Source organism: Microbulbifer maximicatervae (SeqCode), assembly GCF_052468155.1.
This window is the reverse complement of sequence record NZ_CP174335.1, coordinates 4,733,931-4,752,194: the sequence shown is the minus strand read 5'-3', so window position 1 is coordinate 4,752,194 and position 18,264 is coordinate 4,733,931. Positions and strand designations below refer to the sequence as shown.

The following is an 18,264-nucleotide window of genomic DNA, read 5'->3' as shown; positions in this document are numbered from 1 at the left end:
AATAAATACTTTTTTACACGCCAACATTTGTTTGTTTTTTCTACACCTGTTACTTCGTGCGACTAGACTGACCATTGATTGGGCTGATTGCTGTTTGATCTGCTGAATATCAATGGAGTTACCACAAATGAAGATGACGCGTATTCTGATCCCCGTTATGACGCCCCTCGCCTTAGCAATCTCTAGTGTCGCTTCGGCAGGACCGGCTGGCTATGCCCCTCCCCCACCAAAGACCCAGGAGTTTAAGGTTCGAATTGGTGGGGCCTATATCTCCCCCAACTCGGATAATGTCACCTTTAGTGATAGATTCTTTGACTGGCCGGATGATGAGTCTTTTGACTGGGGTGCATTCCGTTCCAATGTTGATCCTAGTGATGAGTGGGGCTGGTTTATCAATGTAGAGTGGCGGGCTACTGACCATATGAGTGTATCCTTGAGTTACACCGAGGGTGACCGCCATACAGGAGGAGACAATAGGCCCTGGCTACGTCGCTTTAATCCGGACTTTGACGAATTCCATCGCCGCCGCGATTTCGCTAGGTGGAAGCCTCAGATCACGGCCGCCTATCTGAATTATTATCCGTTAGATCCCAGCTGCATGGTTCAGCCTTATATGGGAGTAGGTATCAACTATACCGACTTTACCGATGAGCGTCTGAGACATTGGGGTTGGTGGGATTTCGATGATGATGTTGAAGTGTTCCGGCCTTGGGATGGCCGTGTAAACCTGGGTGACAACTGGGGATACACTTGGCAGATTGGTGTCGACTTTAATTTCGGTCATGATAGTAGCTGGCTGATTAACCTTGCCGCTATTTACTATGATGTAGATACCGATATTGAGGTGGATGCCTTCTGGTTCGATACCAATGATGACAATGAGTTTTATCGCCACAGATTCGGTGGTGATTACCTCTTTGACCCCTGGTCATTCAATATTGGTGTAGGCTACAAGTTTGATTTCCACTGGTAATCAGTCATGCAGCCAAAAAAGGGCGCTTCGGCGTCCTTTTTTATTTAACGCTCATCTGATATTCAGGGGAAGGCGAATAATTTTTCTTGAGTGCTGCAGTTGCCAATTCTTGATTACAAGTGGCGCTTATATTGATCGCAGTTGTATTCTTTAAATTTCTCTCTCAATTTTTTTATCTTGTCCTTCCATTTCTCCATCTGCTCTCCCGATCCGTCATCTTTTCTTTCTTCGCGGAAGTGTTCAATTTTTTGTTGCCATTTTTTACATTTCTTAAATGATGCATCCTGTTGTGCTGCTGCCTGATGGGTAGCGGTCAATACAGCAATAAGGGCAATAGCGAGACCTTTGGTTTTCATGATGGTTATTCTAGTTATTGCTAAATAAATAATCCCACCCTGTCAATCTGAAGTAAATGAGATGCATTAAAAAATAAGAACTTATTTGTTTTTTTTGAGTAAATTAGTGAGGTAAATAAAAGGTTTTGGTGTTAGGCGTGAAAATCGGGGCAGGGGAGTGTTTAAGGAGAGTAGAGGTTGGAGTCCTGAAGCTTTATGCCTGCTAGCAGTTTATATCTGGAGTAGGAAGAAGGCCCGTTTGGTTACGGGCCTTCTTATAATGATTTGTTTCAGTAATTACTGATTTGAAGGAAAACTGAACTGAATACCTTCCCTTACACCACTGGCAGGCCAGCGCTGGGTAATGGTTTTGCGCTTAGTGTAAAAACGCACTGAATCGGGGCCGTAGGCGTGGAGGTCGCCAAACAGTGAACGCTTCCAGCCACCGAAACTGTGGTGTGCTACTGGCACCGGCAGAGGTACGTTGATACCGACCATTCCAACTTTAATATTGTCGCTGAAATAGCGTGCGGCCTCACCGTCGCGAGTAAATAGACAGGTGCCGTTACCGTATTCATGAGCATCGATAATATCCATTGCCTCCTGCATGGTTTCGACACGTATCACACAGAGTACCGGGCCAAATATCTCCCCACTATGAATCGACATTTCCGGAGTGACTCGATCAAATAGGCAGGCACCCAGATAATTACCATTTTCGAAGCCGGAAACGGTTTGGTTGCGCCCATCTACAGCCAACTCGGCACCCTCTTCGATACCAGCGGCAATATAACTCTCCACTTTTTGTAAGTGTTGCCTGGTTACCAGTGGCCCCATATCGCTTTGGCTGTCCATACCATCGCCGATTTTCAGATCAGCAATTTGTACTTTGAGCTTCTCAACAAGGGCGTCGGCGGTTTCATTACCTACCGCTACAGCGACAGAGATGGCCATACAGCGTTCACCACAGGAGCCATAGGCTGCGCCCATTAGAGCCGCTGCAGCGTTGTCCAGGTCGGCATCGGGCATGATGATCGCATGGTTCTTGGCACCACCAAACGCTTGCACTCTTTTTCCATGGGCGGTGCCTGTGGTGTAGACATATTCTGCGATCGGAGTCGATCCCACAAAGCTCACCGCTTGGACACGTTTATCAGTGAGGAGTGTATCGACGGCCTCTTTACCGCCGTTAACCACATTCAGTACCCCTGTAGGGATGCCGGCTTCTATACCCAGCTCCGCGATAAACAGTGCAGAGGAGGGGGTGCGTTCGGAGGGTTTTAGTACAAAGGTATTGCCGCAGGCAATTGCCATTGGCCACATCCACAGGGGAACCATAGCGGGGAAATTAAAGGGGGTTATGCCGGCACAAACACCCAGCGGTTGGAATTCGCTCCAGGAGTCTATTGCCGGTCCGACATTTTTACTGTGTTCGCCCTTTAGCATTTCCGGAGTAGAGCAAACGTACTCGATATTCTCGATGCCCCGCTGTAATTCCCCCATCGCATCGTCGAGGACCTTGCCGTGTTCCAGGGTAATCAGCTCACAGATCTTTGCGGCGTTCTCCTGGAGCAGGTCTCGCAGGCGGTACATAATTCGTACTCGCTTGGCCGTCGGAAGGTTTCGCCAAGCGGGGAAGGCTGCTTCAGCTGCGCTAATGGCCTCTTCAACCGTCGCTTTAGAGGCTAGCGAAACCTGGGCGATCACTTCGTTGGTGGAGGGGTTGGTGACCTCTTGGAGTTCGGAGTTACCTGCGGCACCGGTGTCATTAACCATGTTGCCATTAATCAGGTGGCCGATTACTTTCATAGTTCTCTCTCAGTCGGGTTTATCAATTATTGTTCTACTGCTTTGCCCCTTTGTAACACAGCTCTGTGTTTTGGGGAAAAGCTCCCGACTGTTCGGAGTTATTCGTGTTTGGGAAAATCCCTGAGAACTGCCAAAAATGCATCGCCGAAGCGTTCGAGCTTACTGTCTCCAACGCCGGAGACCGCTAATAGCTCGCTGCGTGTTTGTGGGTGGGCTTGTACCATGCCGCGCAGGGTCGCATCGTGGAAGACGACATAAGGCGGCACGCCGCGCTCTTCTGCCAACTGTTTGCGACAGTTGCGCAGGGCTTCCCAAAGCACTTGGTTTTCTGGGCTGAGATCATCCAGGCTGCGATTGTCACGGCTCTGCGAGCGCGCCGCTTTTGGGGGAAGCTTGCGCAGGTTGAGAGTCTCCTCCCGTCGCAGCAGCGGGCGACAAATCTCAGTGAGCCTCAGCCCCTGGAACTCTCCCTCGACCTCCAGGTAGCCGCGAACAATCAGCTGCCGCACGACTGCCCGCCATTCGGCTGCACTTAGGTCTTTGCCGATGCCATGAGTGGAGAGCTGGTCGTGCTCGAATTTGCGGACTTTCTCGTTCTCGGAGCCGCGCAGTACATCGATCACGTGGCTGGCGCCAAAGCGCTGCCCGGTGCGATAGACACAGGAGAGTAGTTTTACCGCTGCCTCACTGGCATCCCAGGTGGCAGGTGGCTCCAGGCAGGTATCACAGTTGCCGCAGGGGTTGTCCAGTGGTTCCGCAAAATAGTCCAGCAGGGCCTGGCGGCGGCAGCTGGTGATTTCACACAGCCCGAGCATGGCATTCAGGCGGCTGCGTTCCTGGCGCTTGTGCTCTTCGCTGCCCTCTGAGGACTCCACCATCTGGCCGATCTTTACCACATCCTCGAGACCATAGAGGAGTAAAGCAACTGAGACTCCGCCATCGCGGCCTGCACGGCCAGTTTCCTGATAGTAGGCTTCGATACTCTTGGGCAGGTCCAGGTGAACAACGAAACGCACATCCGGTTTATCGATCCCCATTCCAAATGCAATGGTGGCGACAACAATGACGCCCTCTTCACGCAGGAAGCGGCGCTGGTGCTCGGCGCGGGTCTCGGCGGGTAGTCCGGCGTGATAGGGCAGGGCAGTGAAGCCCTGCTGGCTCAACCACTCCGCAGTGTTCTCCACTTTGGCTCGGGACAGGCAGTAAATAACCCCGGCGTTGCCCTGATGTCCGTTCTGTAAGAATTGCAGCAGTTGGCGGCGCTGGTTGTCCTTGGGCTCAATGCGGTACTGGATATTGGGGCGGTCGAAGCTGCTGACAAAGTGGCGGGCCTCTTCCAAGTCCAAGCGGCGAGCAATTTCTGCACGGGTGCGCTTGTCTGCTGTTGCTGTCAGGGCAATACGGGGTACCCGGGGGAATTGCTCGTGCAGGCAGTTGAGTTGCAGATAGTCGGCGCGAAAGTCGTGCCCCCATTGGGAAACACAGTGGGCTTCATCAATGGCAAACAGCGACAGTTCTACCCGTTGCAGTAATGACAGGGTTCGTGGCTGTAGCAACCGCTCCGGGGCTAGATAGAGGAGATCCAGCTCACCGTGTAATAGCTGGCTTTCGATTGCCTGGATTTCGTCATAGGCCACTGATGAATTCAAGTAAGCGGCGCGGATGCCGGCTTCCTGAAGAGCTTCTACCTGGTCCTGCATCAGGGCAATCAGGGGGGAGATTACAACTCCACACCCGGGGCGCGCCAGGGCGGGAATCTGGTAGCACAGGGATTTACCACCGCCGGTGGGCATTAATACCAGGGCATCATTGCCGGCTACCAGTGTGTCGATAACTGCTTTTTGAGGATCGCGGAAATCGGTATAGCCAAAAACGTGTTCGAGAATATGTTGTGGGGAATTCATGGGCGGGGAGTATACCTTGTGGCTCGATCGCGCGTGGTATGTTTATTGATGAGTATGCCGCTGAAATTGAATGAAATTGGCGGCTTTACGCCTGTGACATATTTCGCGGGTTATAATCCTACGCCATCACAGCGGCAAGCTAAGGATAGGGCTATGCGCACATTGATTTTGTCAACTGTGTTGTCGTTGACGGTTCCTGCCGGACTTCTGGGGTGCGCCTCCACCTCCCCACATAATCTGGTTCAATCTGTTGTTGCTGACACTCACCTGGGGTGGCAAACAGCACCGGAAAACCAACTGGCATTTTCCCTGGCGACCGCATCGGGTGTTGCCCAGGTTGAGCTACAGCCTTTGCCGGAAGAGTTCACAGTGGTCACTCTTGAGTTACCCGGCATGCAAAAAGTTGAAAATATTCAGTGGGAAAATGAAGAAGGGAAATTCACCACGCTGTATGACGGCGAGGCGAGTTTGGAAGGCGTCAGCCTACAGAGCAGGGGGCACGGCTATCGCTTGCAGTTGCAGTTGTCTGCGATGGACTATCTCCGGGATGGGGGGGTGCTGACCGTTACGGATCAGCGTTAGAAACTCTACTGGTACGCTCAAAGCCCAGTCCTGCAGGGCGAATCAAATAGAGCTGTTTCCAGTACTTTCCAGTTATCCAGAGCCCATTTTTGGCTTTGTCCCAGGCGATCCCATTGGCCACGGTGTCAGGGTGATTTCTGCCGGCCGGATTGAGAGCGCTGAGATCGATAATGCCGCGCACCTGGCCACTCTCCGGATCGATGGCAATAATCTGTTTTTCTTGCCATATATTTGCCCAAATCAGGCCCTGGGCAAATTCCAATTCATTGAGTCTGGACCAATTTTTACCTCCGCCTTGAACTTTGAGGTGTCGCACTACCTCAAAAGTATCGGGATCGCGGAAAACCAGTTCGCCACTGCCATTACTCATAATCAGCTGCTGGCCATTACTGGTGAGGCCCCAGCCTTCGCCTCGATAGTGCATGACCTTCAAATGTTGGAGCTTGTCTGCGTGGTAGACATGGACCTCTCCCGCCTTGTAGGTCAGCAGGTAAAGTTTATCGTGGAGAACTGTGAGCCCTTCGGCGAAACGGTTCCTGGCCAGCCATTTGCGTCTTACTGGATTGGCGCCAGGATCGGTATACTCGGCGAGCCAGGAGCGGCGGTAGCGACCACTGCTCTCCCACCAGCGTTGACCATCGTAGAAAAGCCCCTGGGTGAAATGGTCCCCTCCACGCTGGCGCTCTTCCAGGATGGAAAAAGGGATTGTTTGGAGTTGTGTCTCTGCAGCTGCACTTTGCAGCCACGGGGCGTAAAGCAATAACAGTATCCAGCTGTTCACGAGAAGTCGGTTCATCAATAGCCTATGACCAGAATTAAAACTTTTATCACTTTGACGCTGCTGGGTGGACTCGCAGTGGTGCTGCCTATAGCTATCTTTGTCCTGCTGTTTCAGTGGCTGTTCGGTCAAGTTGGTGATCTTGTAGCTCCCGCTGTGGTGTGGCTTGAGGCGCATACAGAATTTAAGAATACCCTTGCCAGGCTCGTGGTGATAGCCCTGATTCTCGGTGGTTGTTTCGCGATTGGTTTGTTGGTGAAAACCAGTGTTGGCAGCTGGTTGCACCGCCATGTGGATCACTGGTTGGGACGCCTGGCGCCGGGTTACAGCACCATCAAAGATGTGGTGATCCAGTTTATTGGTGGCGGTGGTGAAGGTGTGCTGGCGGGGCCGGTAGCCAAGGTCCGCATTCACGGCATTGATAATCCGCTCACTGTCACCGCAATTGTCACTTCTCAACACCCCAATGGAGATATGACCGTCTATGTGCCCACAGCGCCGGTACCCACCTCCGGGTTTGTGTTTCACGTACCGGCAGAGTGCGTAGAAATACTGCCCGGCGTGAGTGTTGAGGCGGCGATGAAGACGATCGTCGCCTGTGGTTCCGGCAGTGCCAACTTGCTGTCTTCAGAGAAGAAGGAGACTGGAGTCCCCTCTACTTGATATCCCGGTTTCTACCCAGATCGCGAATGGCAAAGCGAGCCGGGTGCAGTGCTTTGGCCAGGGTTGCGCTGACCGGAAGGGGCTCGTTGAGCATCCAGGCAGTCAGTACCTCGGCTGTTAGTGGTGCGTAGGTAAAGCCACGGGAACCCAAGCCTCCCATTACATAGAGGCCTTGCTGGTAGTCAGCCCGCTCGGGAACGTACTGCTTGCGATTCTTGCGCAGTGCGACATAGGTATCGTTGATAGAGTCCCAGTTGGGTAAGGGGCCGGCTAAGGGTAGGTAGTCGGGGGTCGCTGCGCGCAAAGCCGCTCGGCCAGTGAGAGACTGTTGTGAGAACTCATCGGCTATTTTCGGCAGTAGCTCTGCCAGGGTTTGTAGATTCTCGCTGTGCTCGCTAACTCGTAGGTCAGTAGCGGTCTCCTTAAGCTTAAAGGTGGCACCAAAGCTCTGACGCCCTTGATAGGCAGGAGTGATATAACCCTCACCGCACAAAGCCATTTGTAACTGCGAAGAATTTTCAGTGGCCGTTGCTCTGGACACCTGCCCGCGAATTGGCTTCAGGGGGAGGGCCGCCGCAGGGGCAAATTGGCGAATATCATTGGCACCGCACAGAACTACCGCATCAAATTGAAAGTCACTGCGGTCTGTTTTTACTGACCAACCGCTCGATTCTCGCCCTAACCCTTTTACCAAGCTGTTGCTGTGCAGGTTGATATTTGGGTGCTGTAATAAAGTGGCGCAGACTTTGCGCGGTTCAATCCACCCGGCGTGAGGAAAGTGCAGTCCACCCACGGGTAGGTCGACGCCTGCCAGGGAGCTGGCCGCTCGAGCATCGACAGGTTCAGCCAATAGCTGCCCAACGCTCTCCGCCAGTGTGGCGGCAACCTGACTCTGTAATTGCTGTTCCCGCTCAGTTTGCGCCAATTGAAGCAGACCGCTGAAGTGGCTCACTTTAGAGCAGCGGCTGCGATAGTAGCGTTGGGCAAACATCAAAGCGTGGAGATTGAAGTCTCCGTTGGGGCTGGGCTTGGGAGATAACTTGGCGTATAGAATTCCCTGGTCATTCCCAGAGCCACCAGAGCCGGGTTCCTCACCCTGTTCAAATACCTGAACATCGATGCCGCGCTCTGCCAGCGCCCGGGCAATAGTGGCACTGGCTATTCCCGCGCCGACAATAGCGACGGTTTTAGGGGGCTTGCTTTCCTGGTGAGGCAGGTGCCACGGAGTTTCTCTGGTTTCGCTCACTTGTGGGCTCTCCAGAGTGCCACACAGCATCTCTCTTTTGCGCCCGAAGCCGGGAACCTTGCGCAGGGAAAAACCGGCATCGCGGAGTCCGCGCTTAACCAGCCCGGCACAGGTAAAGGTGGCGAAAGTGGCGCTGGGACTGCTCAGAGCGGCCATGTTTTTAAACAGCTCTGGTGTCCACATATCCGGGTTCTTGGCTGGGGCAAAACCATCCAGGAACCAAGCGTCTACCTGGTGATCGCTGTCCCTTTGCAGGCGCAAGCTGTTCAGGGCCTCACTTGCCTCCCCGATAATCAGGGTCAGGCTGACTGGGCCAAAGTGCAGCCGGTGAATGCCGGCGGCCAGCAGGGGAGGGTAGCTATCAATCAAAGGCTGAGCGAACGGGGCCAGTTGTGGCCAGAGATCCATTGCCCTGCGCAGGTCGTTGGGACGCAGTGGGAACTTCTCGACCGAAATAAAGTGCAAGCGAGCACTTTCCGGGGCCGTTTTCTGCCAAAGCTCTGCGGCGGCGAGAAAGTTCAGGCCGGTGCCGAAGCCTGTCTCGGCAATGGTAAAGGTGCCGTTCTCTGCGAGCCGTTGCCAGCGTTCAGCCAGGGCATTTTGCTGCAGGAAAACGTAGCGGGTTTCCTCCAGGCCGGAGGCGCTGGAAAAATAGATGTCGTCGTAGGCGCGAGACAGCGGCTGGCCGTCTTCACGCCATTCAATTTCTGCGTACTTTTTGTCCGGTTCGCTCACAATAAGACTTCCGTCAGCCCTCATCCTGCAAGCCAAACTCGCGCATTACCTGGGCGCACCAGCGCTGGATACGCTCCTCGCTCAGATCGAATTCGTTCTCCTCATCCAGGGCCAGCCCGACAAACTGGCTGCCATCGGCGGTTAGCCCCTTGGACTCTTCAAACTCGTAACCTTCTGCGGACCAATAGCCCACTGCACGGGCACCGCAGGCGAGGAGCTGTGAATGCAAATAGCCCAAGGCGTCCTGGAACCACTGGGGGTAGCCTTCCTGATCACCCAGACCAAACAGCGCGACCTTTTTCTCGTGCAGGTCCAGCGCGGCCAAGTCGTCCCAGATATTTTCCCAGTCCTCTTGCAGTTCGCCGTAGTCCCAGGTGGGAATGCCGAACAAAAGGAAGTCGTAGTCTTCGGCGAGGCCAATATCCGCCTCTGCGATATTGTGGATATCAATCCATTGAGGACCGATACACTGGCGGATCTTCTCCGCAGCCATTTCGGTATAGCAAGTGCTGGAACCGTAAAAGAGTCCGATTGGGGCTTGGGAACTTTGCATAAAAGGTGAACTTCTTACTGCTGGGACACGGCGCCACTAAAATCCAATTGTCGCCAGGCCTCATAGATAACAATGGCGGCGGCATTGGACAGATTGATACTGCGGCTCTCGGCACGCATGGGGATACGCAACGTATTTTCGGCCCCTACTGCTTGCAGGAACTCTGCGGGTAGCCCCCGGGTCTCCGGGCCGAACACAATGGCGTCATCCGCCTGGAATTCGATCGCGGTATGGCTTTTGCTCCCCTTGGTGGAGAGCGCCAGCACCCTGGCGGGTTGCTCGCTATCGATAAAGGTCTGCCAGTCCTTGTGGCGCACCACGCGACTGTACTCGCTGTAGTCGAGGCCGGCGCGGCGCAGGCGTTTGTCATCCATATCGAAACCTAAGGGCTCGATAAGGTGCAGCTCTGCCCCGGTATTGGCACAAAGTCGAATAATATTGCCGGTATTTGGCGCTATTTCAGGTTGGTATAGAACAATCTTGAACATGAGGTGGCGTTTGCGCTGGAGAGACTTCTAGCTAGACCGGACAGCAGTGCCCGGCCCTGTACGGCTGCGGATTATTCCACAATTAGATGGGGGTGGCGATCTCCTCGCAATCGATCTCGACTCCGAGTTCATTGGCAATCTGGTCCAGATCGTCACGCAGGCCGTCGAGATCTATGTCTTCGGCCACACTGATGGTGCACTCGGCATTAAACAGGGGCTCACCGCTCCAGGGGGTGCTGCCGTAAGTGGTTTCCAGGTGCTCCATATTGATATGGTGGGCGGTAAGTGCGCGCGAGATCTCGCGGACTATGCCGGGACGGTCGTTGCCAACCAGTTTCAGCGTCAGCGTTTGCTGGGGTTTGGCGGACACTGCAATGGCATCTTCAATAACCAGGTTGTAGCCTGCGTTTGCCAGGGCTGACAACGCCTCTTTAAGTGTCTCACTTTTATCTGCGGGCACCGCCACCCGCAGGATTCCGGCAAACTTCCCAGCGAAGTGGGCCATATGGCTGTCTTCCCAGTTGCCGCCGTTATCTGCGATAACTGCTGAAAGCTTTTCCACGACACCGGGCTTGTCATCAGAGATCATGGAGATAACGAGATGCTGTTGCATATAAGGTTCCTTTGCTTCACGAGAGACGTTGAGCTGACATTGTAATAGGATCTCGTCGAATAACTCTATCGGCCAATCTCAAAAGCGTTATTTTGAAACCAATATCCAAGTACTTTAACGAGGGACTGTTGATGAATGTGATTGCGGACTTATGTGTGATCCCTATCGGCGTTGGTGTTTCCGTCAGTAAATACGTTGCTGAGTGCGAGCGGGTGCTGGAAGAGGCGGGGCTTTCCTATCGCCTGCACGCATACGGTACCAATATCGAAGGGGACTGGGATAAGGTGATGACGGCAGTTAAAGAGTGCCACGAGCGGGTGCATCAAATGGGCGCCGAACGAATCAGTTCCAGCCTGAAATTGGGAACTCGTATTGACCGCGAGCAATCTATGCAGGATAAGATCGACAGTGTGCAAACGAAGTTGGACCAACGATAACAACACAGGAAAAACTATGACGAGCAATTTTAAGAAATCCCTGGTGGCCCTGGCCGGTGCCCTGGCTTTGGTGGGCACAGCCCAGGCCGCAGATTTCTCTGCTGCTATTAAGGGGGATCATCGCAACAAGGATTATGTCGCCCGTGATCAGTACCGCAACCCGGCGGAGACCCTGAAGTTTATGGGGATCGAGCCGGATATGACGGTAGTGGAAATTACCCCGGGAGGCGGTTGGTATACCGAAATTCTCGGGCCCTACCTGAGCAAGGAAGGGACCCTATACGCGGCGCACTTCCCTGAGAATAGTGAGTCCGACTACTTCAAGCGCTCCCTGAAGAACTTCAAAGCGAAGCTGGCTGCTAACGATAAGGCTTACAAGAAAGTGATTGTGACTGAGTTTGCCCCGCAAACCGGTCGCGAGATTGCTCCGGCAGGCAGTGCCGATGCCGTAGTAACTTTCCGCAACGTACACAACTGGATGTATCGCGATTATGCCGATGAAGCTTTTGCCAGCTTTTTTGCCGCGCTGAAGCCTGGTGGTGTTCTGGGGATCGTTGAGCACCGTGCCAAGCCAGGTACCAGCCTGGAAGATATGGTGAAAAGTGGTTATGTCACCCAGGAGTATGTTATCGACCTGGCTAAAAAAGCGGGCTTTGAGTTCGAAGAGGCCAGCGAGGTAAATGCGAACCCCAAAGACTCTGCTGACCACCCCAAAGGCGTATGGACCTTACCACCGGTAATGCGCTTGGGTGAAGAGGACCGTGAAAAGTATCTCGCTATCGGCGAGAGCGATCGTATGACCCTGCGCTTCCGCAAACCCAAGTCCTGATCGTTTTACAATATTCTGGGGGTGGCTATGGCTGCTCCCAGCCTACCTGAATTAGTCGCTGTATGATTATTCCCTTCGAACAACTAGATGCCGATACCCTGCAATCTCTGCTGGAAGAGTACGCCACTCGCGAGGGCACCGAATACGGTGAACGTGAAGTGGAACTGGTGGACAAAGTTGCCAGCCTGCGTCGCCAGCTGCAATCCGGCCAAGTGGTGATCTGGTTTGAGCCCGGTGAAGAAACTGTAAACCTGGTCCTGGCCGAGGACCTGCCCCCCGATGTCTGAGTGGTTGATCGATAGCCCGAGAGAGCCCCTTGCGCGCTTTCTGTTTGCCCATGGCGCCGGGGCGCCGATGGACAGTGAGTTTATGCAGTTCCTGGCGCAGGGGTTGTGTGAGCAGGGTGTGGAAGTTGTCCGTTTTGAGTTTCCCTATATGGCGCAGCGGCGCACCGGGGGAAGTAAGCGGCCACCCAATACCATGCCCCAGCTGCAAGAGTCTTTCCGCGAGCAAATCGTCCAGTTAGGCCCCGAGTTGCCCCTGTTTATCGGTGGTAAGTCCATGGGCGGGCGCGTGGCGAGTCTGTTGGCGGATGAATACTGGGGGCAGAAGGCGATTGCCGGTGCCGTATGCCTGGGATATCCGTTTCACCCCCAGGGCAAGCCGGAAAAGCTGCGTACCGAGCACTTGGTGGATATTCGCTGCCAGACCTTGGTGATACAGGGAGATCGGGACCCATTAGGCAGCCGGGCTGAGGTAGAGGGCTACGGTTTGGCGAACACCATTGAGGTCGAGTGGCTGGAAGATGGCGATCACGACTTTAAACCCCGTCGCGCCAGCGGTTTTAACCAGCTTCAGCATTGGCAATCCGCAGTAGAGTTGGCTGCCCAGTTTATGCTGCGATCTCTAGGACAGTAATGCGCTCTTCCCGCACCATCAGTGGGTTGAGTAGATTCATCTGTGCGCGGCGCTCCTGGCTGGTATACCAGTGTTGCCAATGGAGCTCAGATTGCCATTTGGAGAGTGTAAAGCGCCGCAAGGGATTGCCCTTCTCGATATAGGTCTGCCCCTCGATAAAGCCTACTGTGCGGTAGGCGCAAGTGAGGATTTTGCGGGCGGCCTCTTCATAGCTGCCCTGCATTTCTGCCGCAATTTCCCGTTCTATCAACACGTAGATCATTGTCAGCCCGAATTGCGTTAGCCCTATGAGGATTTTAGTGCGGGCGCAGGGGAATTACCGCGCGGCCCTCATGCCTCTGGAGATGACGACGGCGGTAAAATTGCGCACAATGATACCTATGAAGTCAGATCACACCTTAGATGCCCGTGGCCTCCTGTGCCCGGAACCCGTCATGATGCTGCATTCAGCGGTGCGCAATGTCGCCGATGGTGAAGTGTTGAAAATGGTTGCTACCGACCCCTCCACTCAGCGGGATGTGCCCAAGTTCTGCCAATTTCTTGGATATGAGCTGGTACAGCACGCAGAGGAAAATGACGAATTTGTCTACTGGATTAAAAAAGCGGAATAGCGGGTCGCGGTTGCTCCAGCCCCCATGCCATTGGCGGGGGCTGGCACACTCCTGAATATTAAGACCCAACAGTCCCTAGGGAGCTGTCACCAGGGCAGCGATAGCGGCCAGGGCTTCGGGGTCCTCGGATTTAATTTTGTTAGCGATATGGTGTTGGAAAAAGTACCGGAATCCCTCGCTCTCCTGCGCGGGGTACAGGCAGTGATCCCCCGGTAAAACCGGAGTGGTTTCAACAATATCGTGGTCTATTAGCATGCCGTGAATCTCCCCGTCGGCGTGCAACCTCCAGCTGACGACCTCAATCAGTGTCAGGTTCTCGCGCTGTTCATCCATAAACACAGCGTGGGTGCCGATGGTGTCGGGGATCTCCTGGAGTACTTCCTCAGCTTTATTGCTCTCGTATTCAAAGTATTCCGCCGCAGTCTCCAGCTCGACGATCTTGTGAATGGGGGGCTGATGGAAGATTTCCTCGATGCCGGGGTCATAGTAGCCCTCAAAGCGTCCGTCGAGAGGGTCCTTGATGTCGGGACAGGCCACTATGGTGTTTAACCAGGGAACGAGGCCTACGACCTCGCCATTTGCTTTGAGACCCCAGCATAAAACTTTCAGGCTATATAGATCTGTGCCGCTGGAGTTGTTGGAGTAGAGCATTTCCAAGCCGTCTAGCTCCGGCGAAAGACGAATAAAGCGCCTGTCCGCAGAAGTTTCGATGGGCTCGCCGGTGAAGAGGTCAACCACATTGTTGATGCTGTGGTCTGTCATGGAACACCTCCTTGCAGGGCCGGTTGTATACCGTCTCCACGTCAGATGAAGGTGCGACAGCGAAATGCCCTACCTCTGAAGGAAGACTGGGGCAGGAGGGTGTTTGATTGCTTTAATTCCCTCCTCGGGGAGACGCTAGAAGGACACGCCCTCTGCGGCATCCCTGTTCCTAAAGGTATATGTTGATTTGCCGAAATACAACCAGCGCCTTTTGCGCCCCGCAAGCGCCTGCGCTTTGATCGGGGCGCAGGCGTTGATATAGTCCCCGCCTTTGAGGTATCCCGGAGAACGCCTTGCCTGTTGCAACCGCAGAAATGGCTTCTGTTCCTACGAAACTGCCAATGGCTGATCGTATTGTCAGAGTCTTCGATCACTGTTTTTCAGACCCAAATGGGCTCAATACCCGACTTCGCGGGGGCTTTTGCGAGCCCTATTACCGGCCAAGGGGGGAGGGTCAAACCTACCACCAGGTGGAGTTCACCCTGGACTATGCCGCCAGCGCTTTGCATGAAGTGGCGCACTGGTGTGTCGCCGGAGAGGCCCGGCGGCAGTTGCCGGATTACGGTTACTGGTATGCGCCGGATGGTCGCAGTGCCGACCAGCAGGCTGAGTTCGAGCAGGTAGAGGTCAAGCCACAGGCCCTTGAATGGATCTTTGCACGGGCTTGCGGACTCAAGTTCCGCGTGAGCGCTGACAATCTGGAAAATGGATTGGGCGCTAGCGACCGGTTTAAAAAGGCCATCCGGCAGCAAGTTCTGGACTATTGTGATACCCGGCCCAACCCTCGGGCCTGTGCATTCGCCGAAGCCCTGATGAAGGAATTCGGTTGTCCCATTCCTTTTGACCGGGGCAGCTACCAATTGGCGGATCTCTCTTGAATAGTTATCTCATAGACGCATCGGTATATATTTTTCGCTACTACTTTGCGCTGCCGCCCAACTGGGAGAGTCGCAGTGGCTACTCCACTGAAGCCGTTTACGGCTTTACTAACTTCCTGTTGGATATGTTGACGCGACAACCGGGCTATATTGCCTGCGCCTTCGACGAATCACTGGGAAGCTGTTTTCGCAATGAGATTTACCCAGACTATAAGTGCGGTCGCGCACTACCCGATGAAGCCCTGGCTTTCCAGCTGGCGGCGTGCCGGGAAATGGCTGAGGTACTGGGTATTGCCAGCTTTTCCAGTGAGCGCTACGAGGCCGATGACATACTGGCCACGTTAACCCGGAAGCTGCACCGGCATAACCCAGTGGTCGTGAGCCGGGACAAGGATCTGGGGCAGCTGCTGGCTCGGGGCGCTGTATCCCTGTGGGATTTTGCCAACGACCGGCACCTGGATGGCGAGGGCGTACGGGAAAAGTTCGGTGTGCGCCCGGAGCAGATTCCCGACTATCTGGCCCTGGTGGGAGACACCAGCGATGATATTCCCGGGATACCCGGGGTTGGCCCAAAGACTGCGGCACGCCTGTTAGAGGCATTCGACACTATAGAAATGTTGCTGGAGCAGCTCGATACCCTTGCCACAATGCCCATTCGCGGAGCCAAGGGATTGGTGGCCCGGATAGAGGAATACGAAGAGCAGCTGCACCTCGCCAAGCGCCTGACCAGTCTTGAGGAGCGGGTTCCCCTGGATATAAAACTGGCAGATTTGCGCCCACAGCCGGTGGATGTCTATCTGGCCCGTTCCCTGGCGGAGGAATTTGGTATCGGTGGCCTGAGCAAGAAGATTGAACGCACCTTAGCGGGTGTTGATGGAGAACTTACATGACGGATAGTGCTGCACAGAGTGCGGGATTAAAAATTGTCGCCGATGAGAATATTCCTGCGTTGGAGGCGTATTTCGGTGATCTGGGAACGCTGGAGCGCTACCACGGCCGCACCTTGAGCCGAGAACAATTAATTGATGCGGATATTTTGCTGGTGCGCTCGGTCACCCAGGTTGATCAAAGCCTGCTGGAGGGGACCCGGGTGCGCTTTGTTGGCAGTTGCACCATAGGCACTGATCACCTGGATACCCAGTGGTTGGAACGCAATGAGATCTTCTGGAGCGCCGCGCCTGGCTGCAATGCCAACTCCGTGGTGGAGTATGTTTTCTGCACCCTGGCCGCACTGGAAATTGACTGGCATGGGCGCAGCTTCGGCATAGTGGGCTGCGGCAATGTTGGCGGGCTTTTGCAGCAGCGCTTGCATGCTCTCGGGGTTTCCTGCGCAGTTTACGATCCCTGGCTACCGGAAAACCCGGATGCGAGTGAGCTGGAAAAGGTGCTGAGCCAGGATATTGTTTGCCTTCACGCACCGCTGGTTAAGGGCGGCACCTACCCCAGTTTCCATATGATTGGAGCAGAGCAGTTGCGCCAGCTCCGCGATGGCAGCGTATTGATTAGCGCCGGCCGGGGTGGGGTGGTAGACAACCGGGCACTGCTGACGGAAATCCAGCGGGGTAAGCGTTTTACTTCCGTACTGGACGTATGGGAAAACGAACCGGATATCGATACTGAATTATTGCAGCATGTTGACCTGGGGACACCGCATATTGCCGGTTACAGTCTGGATGGGAAGCTGGCCGGCACCCGTATGATTCGCGAGGCCTTGTGCCGGGAATTGGGTATTGCACCTATGTCTGCGGAATGTCAGCCGGCTGTTACATTTAAAGAGGTCACGGGAGACTCAGCAGAAGAATTACTGTTGCAGATGTACAACCCCCGCGCGGATGATCGCCGCCTGCGCGCGGCGGCAGCAGGTGATGTGCCGATGGAGAAGGCTTTTGATTTGCTGCGTAAAGAGTACCCCGAGCGCCTGGAGTTCAGTCACTACAAAACTTCAGCCCAGACTTTGGGTGACGAAGAGAAGCGGCAACTGGAAGTGTTGGGGTTGGCGTGCAGTTAAGTAAACAAGTAAAAAAGCTTGGTTTAATTATTAACCCCTGGGCTGGCATTGGCGGCCCGGCAGGTCTCAAGGGGAGCGATGGTGCCGAAACGGTGCAACGCGCGCTGGACGCAGGTATCGAACCCCAGGCAAATCAGCGTGCGGCGCTGGCCCTTGAGGAATTAAAACCCTTTAAGGATGAGCTGGAGATCCTGTGCTTTGCCGGCGATATGGGGGCCAGTACAGCGCGTAAACTCGGTTTTTCTGTCTGTGAAGTGGGCGTGGCCGAGTGCTCGCCATCCTCCCCGGAAGATACAGAGCGTGCAGCAGCCACTATCCGCAACAATGGTGCAGACCTCATTGTTTTTATTGGCGGTGACGGCACTGCGAGAAATATCGTCAATGCCCTGGGGGATAATTTCCCGGTGCTGGGTATTCCCGCCGGAGTGAAAATGCACTCCGCCTGTTTTGCGATTTCCCCTAAAGCGGGTGGTGAGGTTTTGCGCCGTCTGATGGCGGGGCAGCTGGTGGACCTCGCTGAGCGTGAAGTGCGGGATATTGATGAGCAGTCATTCCGCAGTGGGCGGGTTACCACGCGTTACTACGGCGAGTTGCTGGTGCCCCAGGAAGGCCAGTTTTTACAGGCGGTAAAAAATGCCGGCCGCGAAGTGGAAGAGCTGGCAGTTGCGGATATCGCCGCAGAGATTACCGAAGACCTGGACCCGCAAACCCTGTATGTCGTTGGCCCAGGCTCTACTACATTGGCAATCCTCAGCGAGTTGGGCTGTGAGGGAACACTGTTGGGGGTGGATTTATTACTGGATGGCCAGTTGTTGCAGTTGGATGTCAGTGCGCCGCAAATTGAACAGGCCATTGCCGATCACAGCGGGCCGGTAAAAATCATTCTCACCGCCATTGGTGGCCAGGGTCATTTAATTGGCCGGGGTAACCAACAATTGTCAGCCAATGTACTGCGGCGCGTTGGGCGCGATAATTTAATCGTGGTTGCAACTAAAACAAAAATTACGGAATTGCATGGGCGTCCGCTATTAATCGATAGCGGTAACCCCAAGCTTGATAAACGGTGGAGTGGTTTTATTCGAGTGGTTACCGGCTACCGGGATGCCATTCTTTATCCACTGAGTAACGGGGATATTCAATAA

Annotated in this window: 22 protein-coding genes; 12 read left to right on the top strand and 10 right to left on the bottom strand. The window is 54.4% G+C overall.

The genetic code is table 11. From position 1 onward, the window contains the following. Positions 1-127: 127 nt before the first annotated feature. Positions 128-973, top strand: a complete 846-nt coding sequence (locus tag ACJJIY_RS20425) for an OmpW/AlkL family protein (RefSeq protein WP_444896605.1) — start codon at positions 128-130, stop codon at positions 971-973. Positions 974-1,086: 113 nt separating this feature from the next. Here ACJJIY_RS20425 and ACJJIY_RS20420 read toward each other — a convergent pair whose 3' ends face one another. From ACJJIY_RS20420 to recQ, 3 genes are all read right to left on the bottom strand, one after another. After that, positions 1,087-1,329 (bottom strand): hypothetical protein, encoded by a 243-nt coding sequence (locus ACJJIY_RS20420; RefSeq protein WP_444896606.1) that lies wholly within the window; start codon positions 1,327-1,329, stop codon positions 1,087-1,089. Positions 1,330-1,605: 276 nt separating this feature from the next. After that, positions 1,606-3,117, bottom strand: coding sequence for a CoA-acylating methylmalonate-semialdehyde dehydrogenase (locus tag ACJJIY_RS20415; protein WP_444896607.1), 1,512 nt, complete (start codon positions 3,115-3,117; stop codon positions 1,606-1,608). A 98-nt stretch (positions 3,118-3,215) separates the two neighbouring features. Then, positions 3,216-5,021, bottom strand: coding sequence for a DNA helicase RecQ (recQ, locus tag ACJJIY_RS20410; protein ID WP_444896608.1), 1,806 nt, complete (start codon positions 5,019-5,021; stop codon positions 3,216-3,218). 153 nt (positions 5,022-5,174) lie between these two features. On the opposite strand from recQ, the gene ACJJIY_RS20405 reads away from it, so the two are divergent. Next, positions 5,175-5,603 (top strand): hypothetical protein, encoded by a 429-nt coding sequence (locus ACJJIY_RS20405; protein ID WP_157953964.1) that lies wholly within the window; start codon positions 5,175-5,177, stop codon positions 5,601-5,603. Here ACJJIY_RS20405 and ACJJIY_RS20400 read toward each other — a convergent pair. Next, a complete protein-coding gene (locus ACJJIY_RS20400; RefSeq protein WP_444896609.1) occupies positions 5,587-6,399 on the bottom strand; it encodes a glutaminyl-peptide cyclotransferase in 813 nt (270 codons plus the stop codon). The genes ACJJIY_RS20405 and ACJJIY_RS20400 overlap by 17 nt on opposite strands. Positions 6,400-6,408: 9 nt before the next feature. On the opposite strand from ACJJIY_RS20400, the gene ACJJIY_RS20395 reads away from it, so the two are divergent. Beyond that, the gene (locus ACJJIY_RS20395) at positions 6,409-7,044 is read left to right on the top strand and encodes a DUF502 domain-containing protein (RefSeq protein WP_444896610.1); all 636 of its coding nucleotides are present in this window, start codon (positions 6,409-6,411) and stop codon (positions 7,042-7,044) included. Here ACJJIY_RS20395 and mnmC read toward each other — a convergent pair. From mnmC to ACJJIY_RS20375, 4 genes are all read right to left on the bottom strand, one after another. Next, the gene (gene mnmC, locus ACJJIY_RS20390) at positions 7,037-9,025 is read right to left on the bottom strand and encodes a bifunctional tRNA (5-methylaminomethyl-2-thiouridine)(34)-methyltransferase MnmC2/FAD-dependent 5-carboxymethylaminomethyl-2-thiouridine(34) oxidoreductase MnmC1 (protein WP_444896611.1); all 1,989 of its coding nucleotides are present in this window, start codon (positions 9,023-9,025) and stop codon (positions 7,037-7,039) included. The two genes, ACJJIY_RS20395 and mnmC, sit on opposite strands and share 8 nt — an antisense overlap. A gap of 13 nt (positions 9,026-9,038) precedes the next feature. Then, complete coding sequence (gene fldB, locus ACJJIY_RS20385) at positions 9,039-9,578, bottom strand: flavodoxin FldB (protein WP_444896612.1); 540 nt, start codon at positions 9,576-9,578, stop codon at positions 9,039-9,041. Between the two features lie 14 nt (positions 9,579-9,592). Then, positions 9,593-10,066: a tRNA (uridine(34)/cytosine(34)/5-carboxymethylaminomethyluridine(34)-2'-O)-methyltransferase TrmL gene (gene trmL, locus ACJJIY_RS20380; RefSeq protein WP_108732553.1), complete on the bottom strand. Its 474-nt coding sequence runs from the start codon at positions 10,064-10,066 to the stop codon at positions 9,593-9,595. Between the two features lie 82 nt (positions 10,067-10,148). Next, entirely contained in the window at positions 10,149-10,679 is a 531-nt protein-coding gene (locus ACJJIY_RS20375) for a glycine cleavage system transcriptional repressor (RefSeq protein ID WP_282933559.1), read from the bottom strand. Between the two features lie 92 nt (positions 10,680-10,771). Between ACJJIY_RS20375 and ACJJIY_RS20370 the strand changes: the two genes are divergently transcribed. The 4 genes from ACJJIY_RS20370 (at position 10,772) to ACJJIY_RS20355 (ending at position 12,863) form a co-directional block, all read left to right on the top strand. Further along, positions 10,772-11,116 (top strand): MTH1187 family thiamine-binding protein, encoded by a 345-nt coding sequence (locus ACJJIY_RS20370; RefSeq protein WP_445358711.1) that lies wholly within the window; start codon positions 10,772-10,774, stop codon positions 11,114-11,116. 16 nt (positions 11,117-11,132) lie between these two features. Beyond that, positions 11,133-11,945, top strand: a complete 813-nt coding sequence (locus ACJJIY_RS20365; protein ID WP_445358710.1) for a class I SAM-dependent methyltransferase — start codon at positions 11,133-11,135, stop codon at positions 11,943-11,945. A gap of 62 nt (positions 11,946-12,007) precedes the next feature. Beyond that, positions 12,008-12,232 carry a YheU family protein gene (locus tag ACJJIY_RS20360; protein ID WP_108732557.1) on the top strand — a complete coding sequence of 75 codons (225 nt, stop codon included), beginning with the start codon at positions 12,008-12,010 and terminating at the stop codon, positions 12,230-12,232. Then, positions 12,225-12,863, top strand: coding sequence for an alpha/beta family hydrolase (locus ACJJIY_RS20355; RefSeq protein WP_444916035.1), 639 nt, complete (start codon positions 12,225-12,227; stop codon positions 12,861-12,863). The genes ACJJIY_RS20360 and ACJJIY_RS20355 overlap by 8 nt, the downstream gene beginning before the upstream one ends. On the opposite strand, the gene ACJJIY_RS20350 is transcribed toward ACJJIY_RS20355, so the two are convergent. Further along, a complete protein-coding gene (locus tag ACJJIY_RS20350) occupies positions 12,838-13,125 on the bottom strand; it encodes an antibiotic biosynthesis monooxygenase family protein (RefSeq protein WP_413665059.1) in 288 nt (95 codons plus the stop codon). The two genes, ACJJIY_RS20355 and ACJJIY_RS20350, sit on opposite strands and share 26 nt — an antisense overlap. A gap of 118 nt (positions 13,126-13,243) precedes the next feature. Here ACJJIY_RS20350 and tusA point away from each other — a divergent pair, with 118 nt between their 5' ends. Continuing rightward, positions 13,244-13,474, top strand: a complete 231-nt coding sequence (tusA, locus tag ACJJIY_RS20345) for a sulfurtransferase TusA (protein ID WP_282933554.1) — start codon at positions 13,244-13,246, stop codon at positions 13,472-13,474. A 75-nt stretch (positions 13,475-13,549) separates the two neighbouring features. Here tusA and ACJJIY_RS20340 read toward each other — a convergent pair whose 3' ends face one another. Beyond that, the gene (locus ACJJIY_RS20340) at positions 13,550-14,236 is read right to left on the bottom strand and encodes a hypothetical protein (protein ID WP_108732560.1); all 687 of its coding nucleotides are present in this window, start codon (positions 14,234-14,236) and stop codon (positions 13,550-13,552) included. 293 nt (positions 14,237-14,529) lie between these two features. Between ACJJIY_RS20340 and ACJJIY_RS20335 the strand changes: the two genes are divergently transcribed. Genes ACJJIY_RS20335 through ACJJIY_RS20320 form a run of 4 tightly spaced genes read left to right on the top strand, consistent with a single transcriptional unit; the run spans position 14,530 to position 18,264 of the window. Beyond that, positions 14,530-15,114 (top strand): elongation factor P hydroxylase, encoded by a 585-nt coding sequence (locus ACJJIY_RS20335; RefSeq protein WP_445358709.1) that lies wholly within the window; start codon positions 14,530-14,532, stop codon positions 15,112-15,114. Further along, complete coding sequence (locus ACJJIY_RS20330; RefSeq protein WP_445358708.1) at positions 15,111-16,004, top strand: 5'-3' exonuclease; 894 nt, start codon at positions 15,111-15,113, stop codon at positions 16,002-16,004. Before ACJJIY_RS20335 ends, ACJJIY_RS20330 begins: the two co-directional genes overlap by 4 nt. Then, positions 16,001-17,122 carry a 4-phosphoerythronate dehydrogenase gene (locus tag ACJJIY_RS20325; RefSeq protein WP_444916037.1) on the top strand — a complete coding sequence of 374 codons (1,122 nt, stop codon included), beginning with the start codon at positions 16,001-16,003 and terminating at the stop codon, positions 17,120-17,122. Before ACJJIY_RS20330 ends, ACJJIY_RS20325 begins: the two co-directional genes overlap by 4 nt. Next, positions 17,113-18,264 (top strand): ATP-NAD kinase family protein, encoded by a 1,152-nt coding sequence (locus tag ACJJIY_RS20320; protein WP_444916038.1) that lies wholly within the window; start codon positions 17,113-17,115, stop codon positions 18,262-18,264. Before ACJJIY_RS20325 ends, ACJJIY_RS20320 begins: the two co-directional genes overlap by 10 nt.

Excerpts from the sequence above, each read along its gene's own strand:
- ACJJIY_RS20425 (WP_444896605.1), top strand. The coding sequence starts at position 128 with ATGAAGATGACGCGTATTCTGATCCCCGTTATGACGCCCCTCGCCTTA.
- ACJJIY_RS20420 (WP_444896606.1), bottom strand. The coding sequence starts at position 1,329 with ATGAAAACCAAAGGTCTCGCTATTGCCCTTATTGCTGTATTGACCGCT.
- ACJJIY_RS20415 (WP_444896607.1), bottom strand. The coding sequence starts at position 3,117 with ATGAAAGTAATCGGCCACCTGATTAATGGCAACATGGTTAATGACACC.
- recQ (WP_444896608.1), bottom strand. The coding sequence starts at position 5,021 with ATGAATTCCCCACAACATATTCTCGAACACGTTTTTGGCTATACCGAT.
- ACJJIY_RS20405 (WP_157953964.1), top strand. The coding sequence starts at position 5,175 with ATGCGCACATTGATTTTGTCAACTGTGTTGTCGTTGACGGTTCCTGCC.
- ACJJIY_RS20400 (WP_444896609.1), bottom strand. The coding sequence starts at position 6,399 with ATGAACCGACTTCTCGTGAACAGCTGGATACTGTTATTGCTTTACGCC.
- ACJJIY_RS20395 (WP_444896610.1), top strand. The coding sequence starts at position 6,409 with ATGACCAGAATTAAAACTTTTATCACTTTGACGCTGCTGGGTGGACTC.
- fldB (WP_444896612.1), bottom strand. The coding sequence starts at position 9,578 with ATGCAAAGTTCCCAAGCCCCAATCGGACTCTTTTACGGTTCCAGCACT.
- trmL (WP_108732553.1), bottom strand. The coding sequence starts at position 10,066 with ATGTTCAAGATTGTTCTATACCAACCTGAAATAGCGCCAAATACCGGC.
- ACJJIY_RS20375 (WP_282933559.1), bottom strand. The coding sequence starts at position 10,679 with ATGCAACAGCATCTCGTTATCTCCATGATCTCTGATGACAAGCCCGGT.
- ACJJIY_RS20365 (WP_445358710.1), top strand. The coding sequence starts at position 11,133 with ATGACGAGCAATTTTAAGAAATCCCTGGTGGCCCTGGCCGGTGCCCTG.
- ACJJIY_RS20360 (WP_108732557.1), top strand. The coding sequence starts at position 12,008 with ATGATTATTCCCTTCGAACAACTAGATGCCGATACCCTGCAATCTCTG.
- ACJJIY_RS20355 (WP_444916035.1), top strand. The coding sequence starts at position 12,225 with ATGTCTGAGTGGTTGATCGATAGCCCGAGAGAGCCCCTTGCGCGCTTT.
- ACJJIY_RS20350 (WP_413665059.1), bottom strand. The coding sequence starts at position 13,125 with ATGATCTACGTGTTGATAGAACGGGAAATTGCGGCAGAAATGCAGGGC.
- tusA (WP_282933554.1), top strand. The coding sequence starts at position 13,244 with ATGAAGTCAGATCACACCTTAGATGCCCGTGGCCTCCTGTGCCCGGAA.
- ACJJIY_RS20340 (WP_108732560.1), bottom strand. The coding sequence starts at position 14,236 with ATGACAGACCACAGCATCAACAATGTGGTTGACCTCTTCACCGGCGAG.
- ACJJIY_RS20325 (WP_444916037.1), top strand. The coding sequence starts at position 16,001 with ATGACGGATAGTGCTGCACAGAGTGCGGGATTAAAAATTGTCGCCGAT.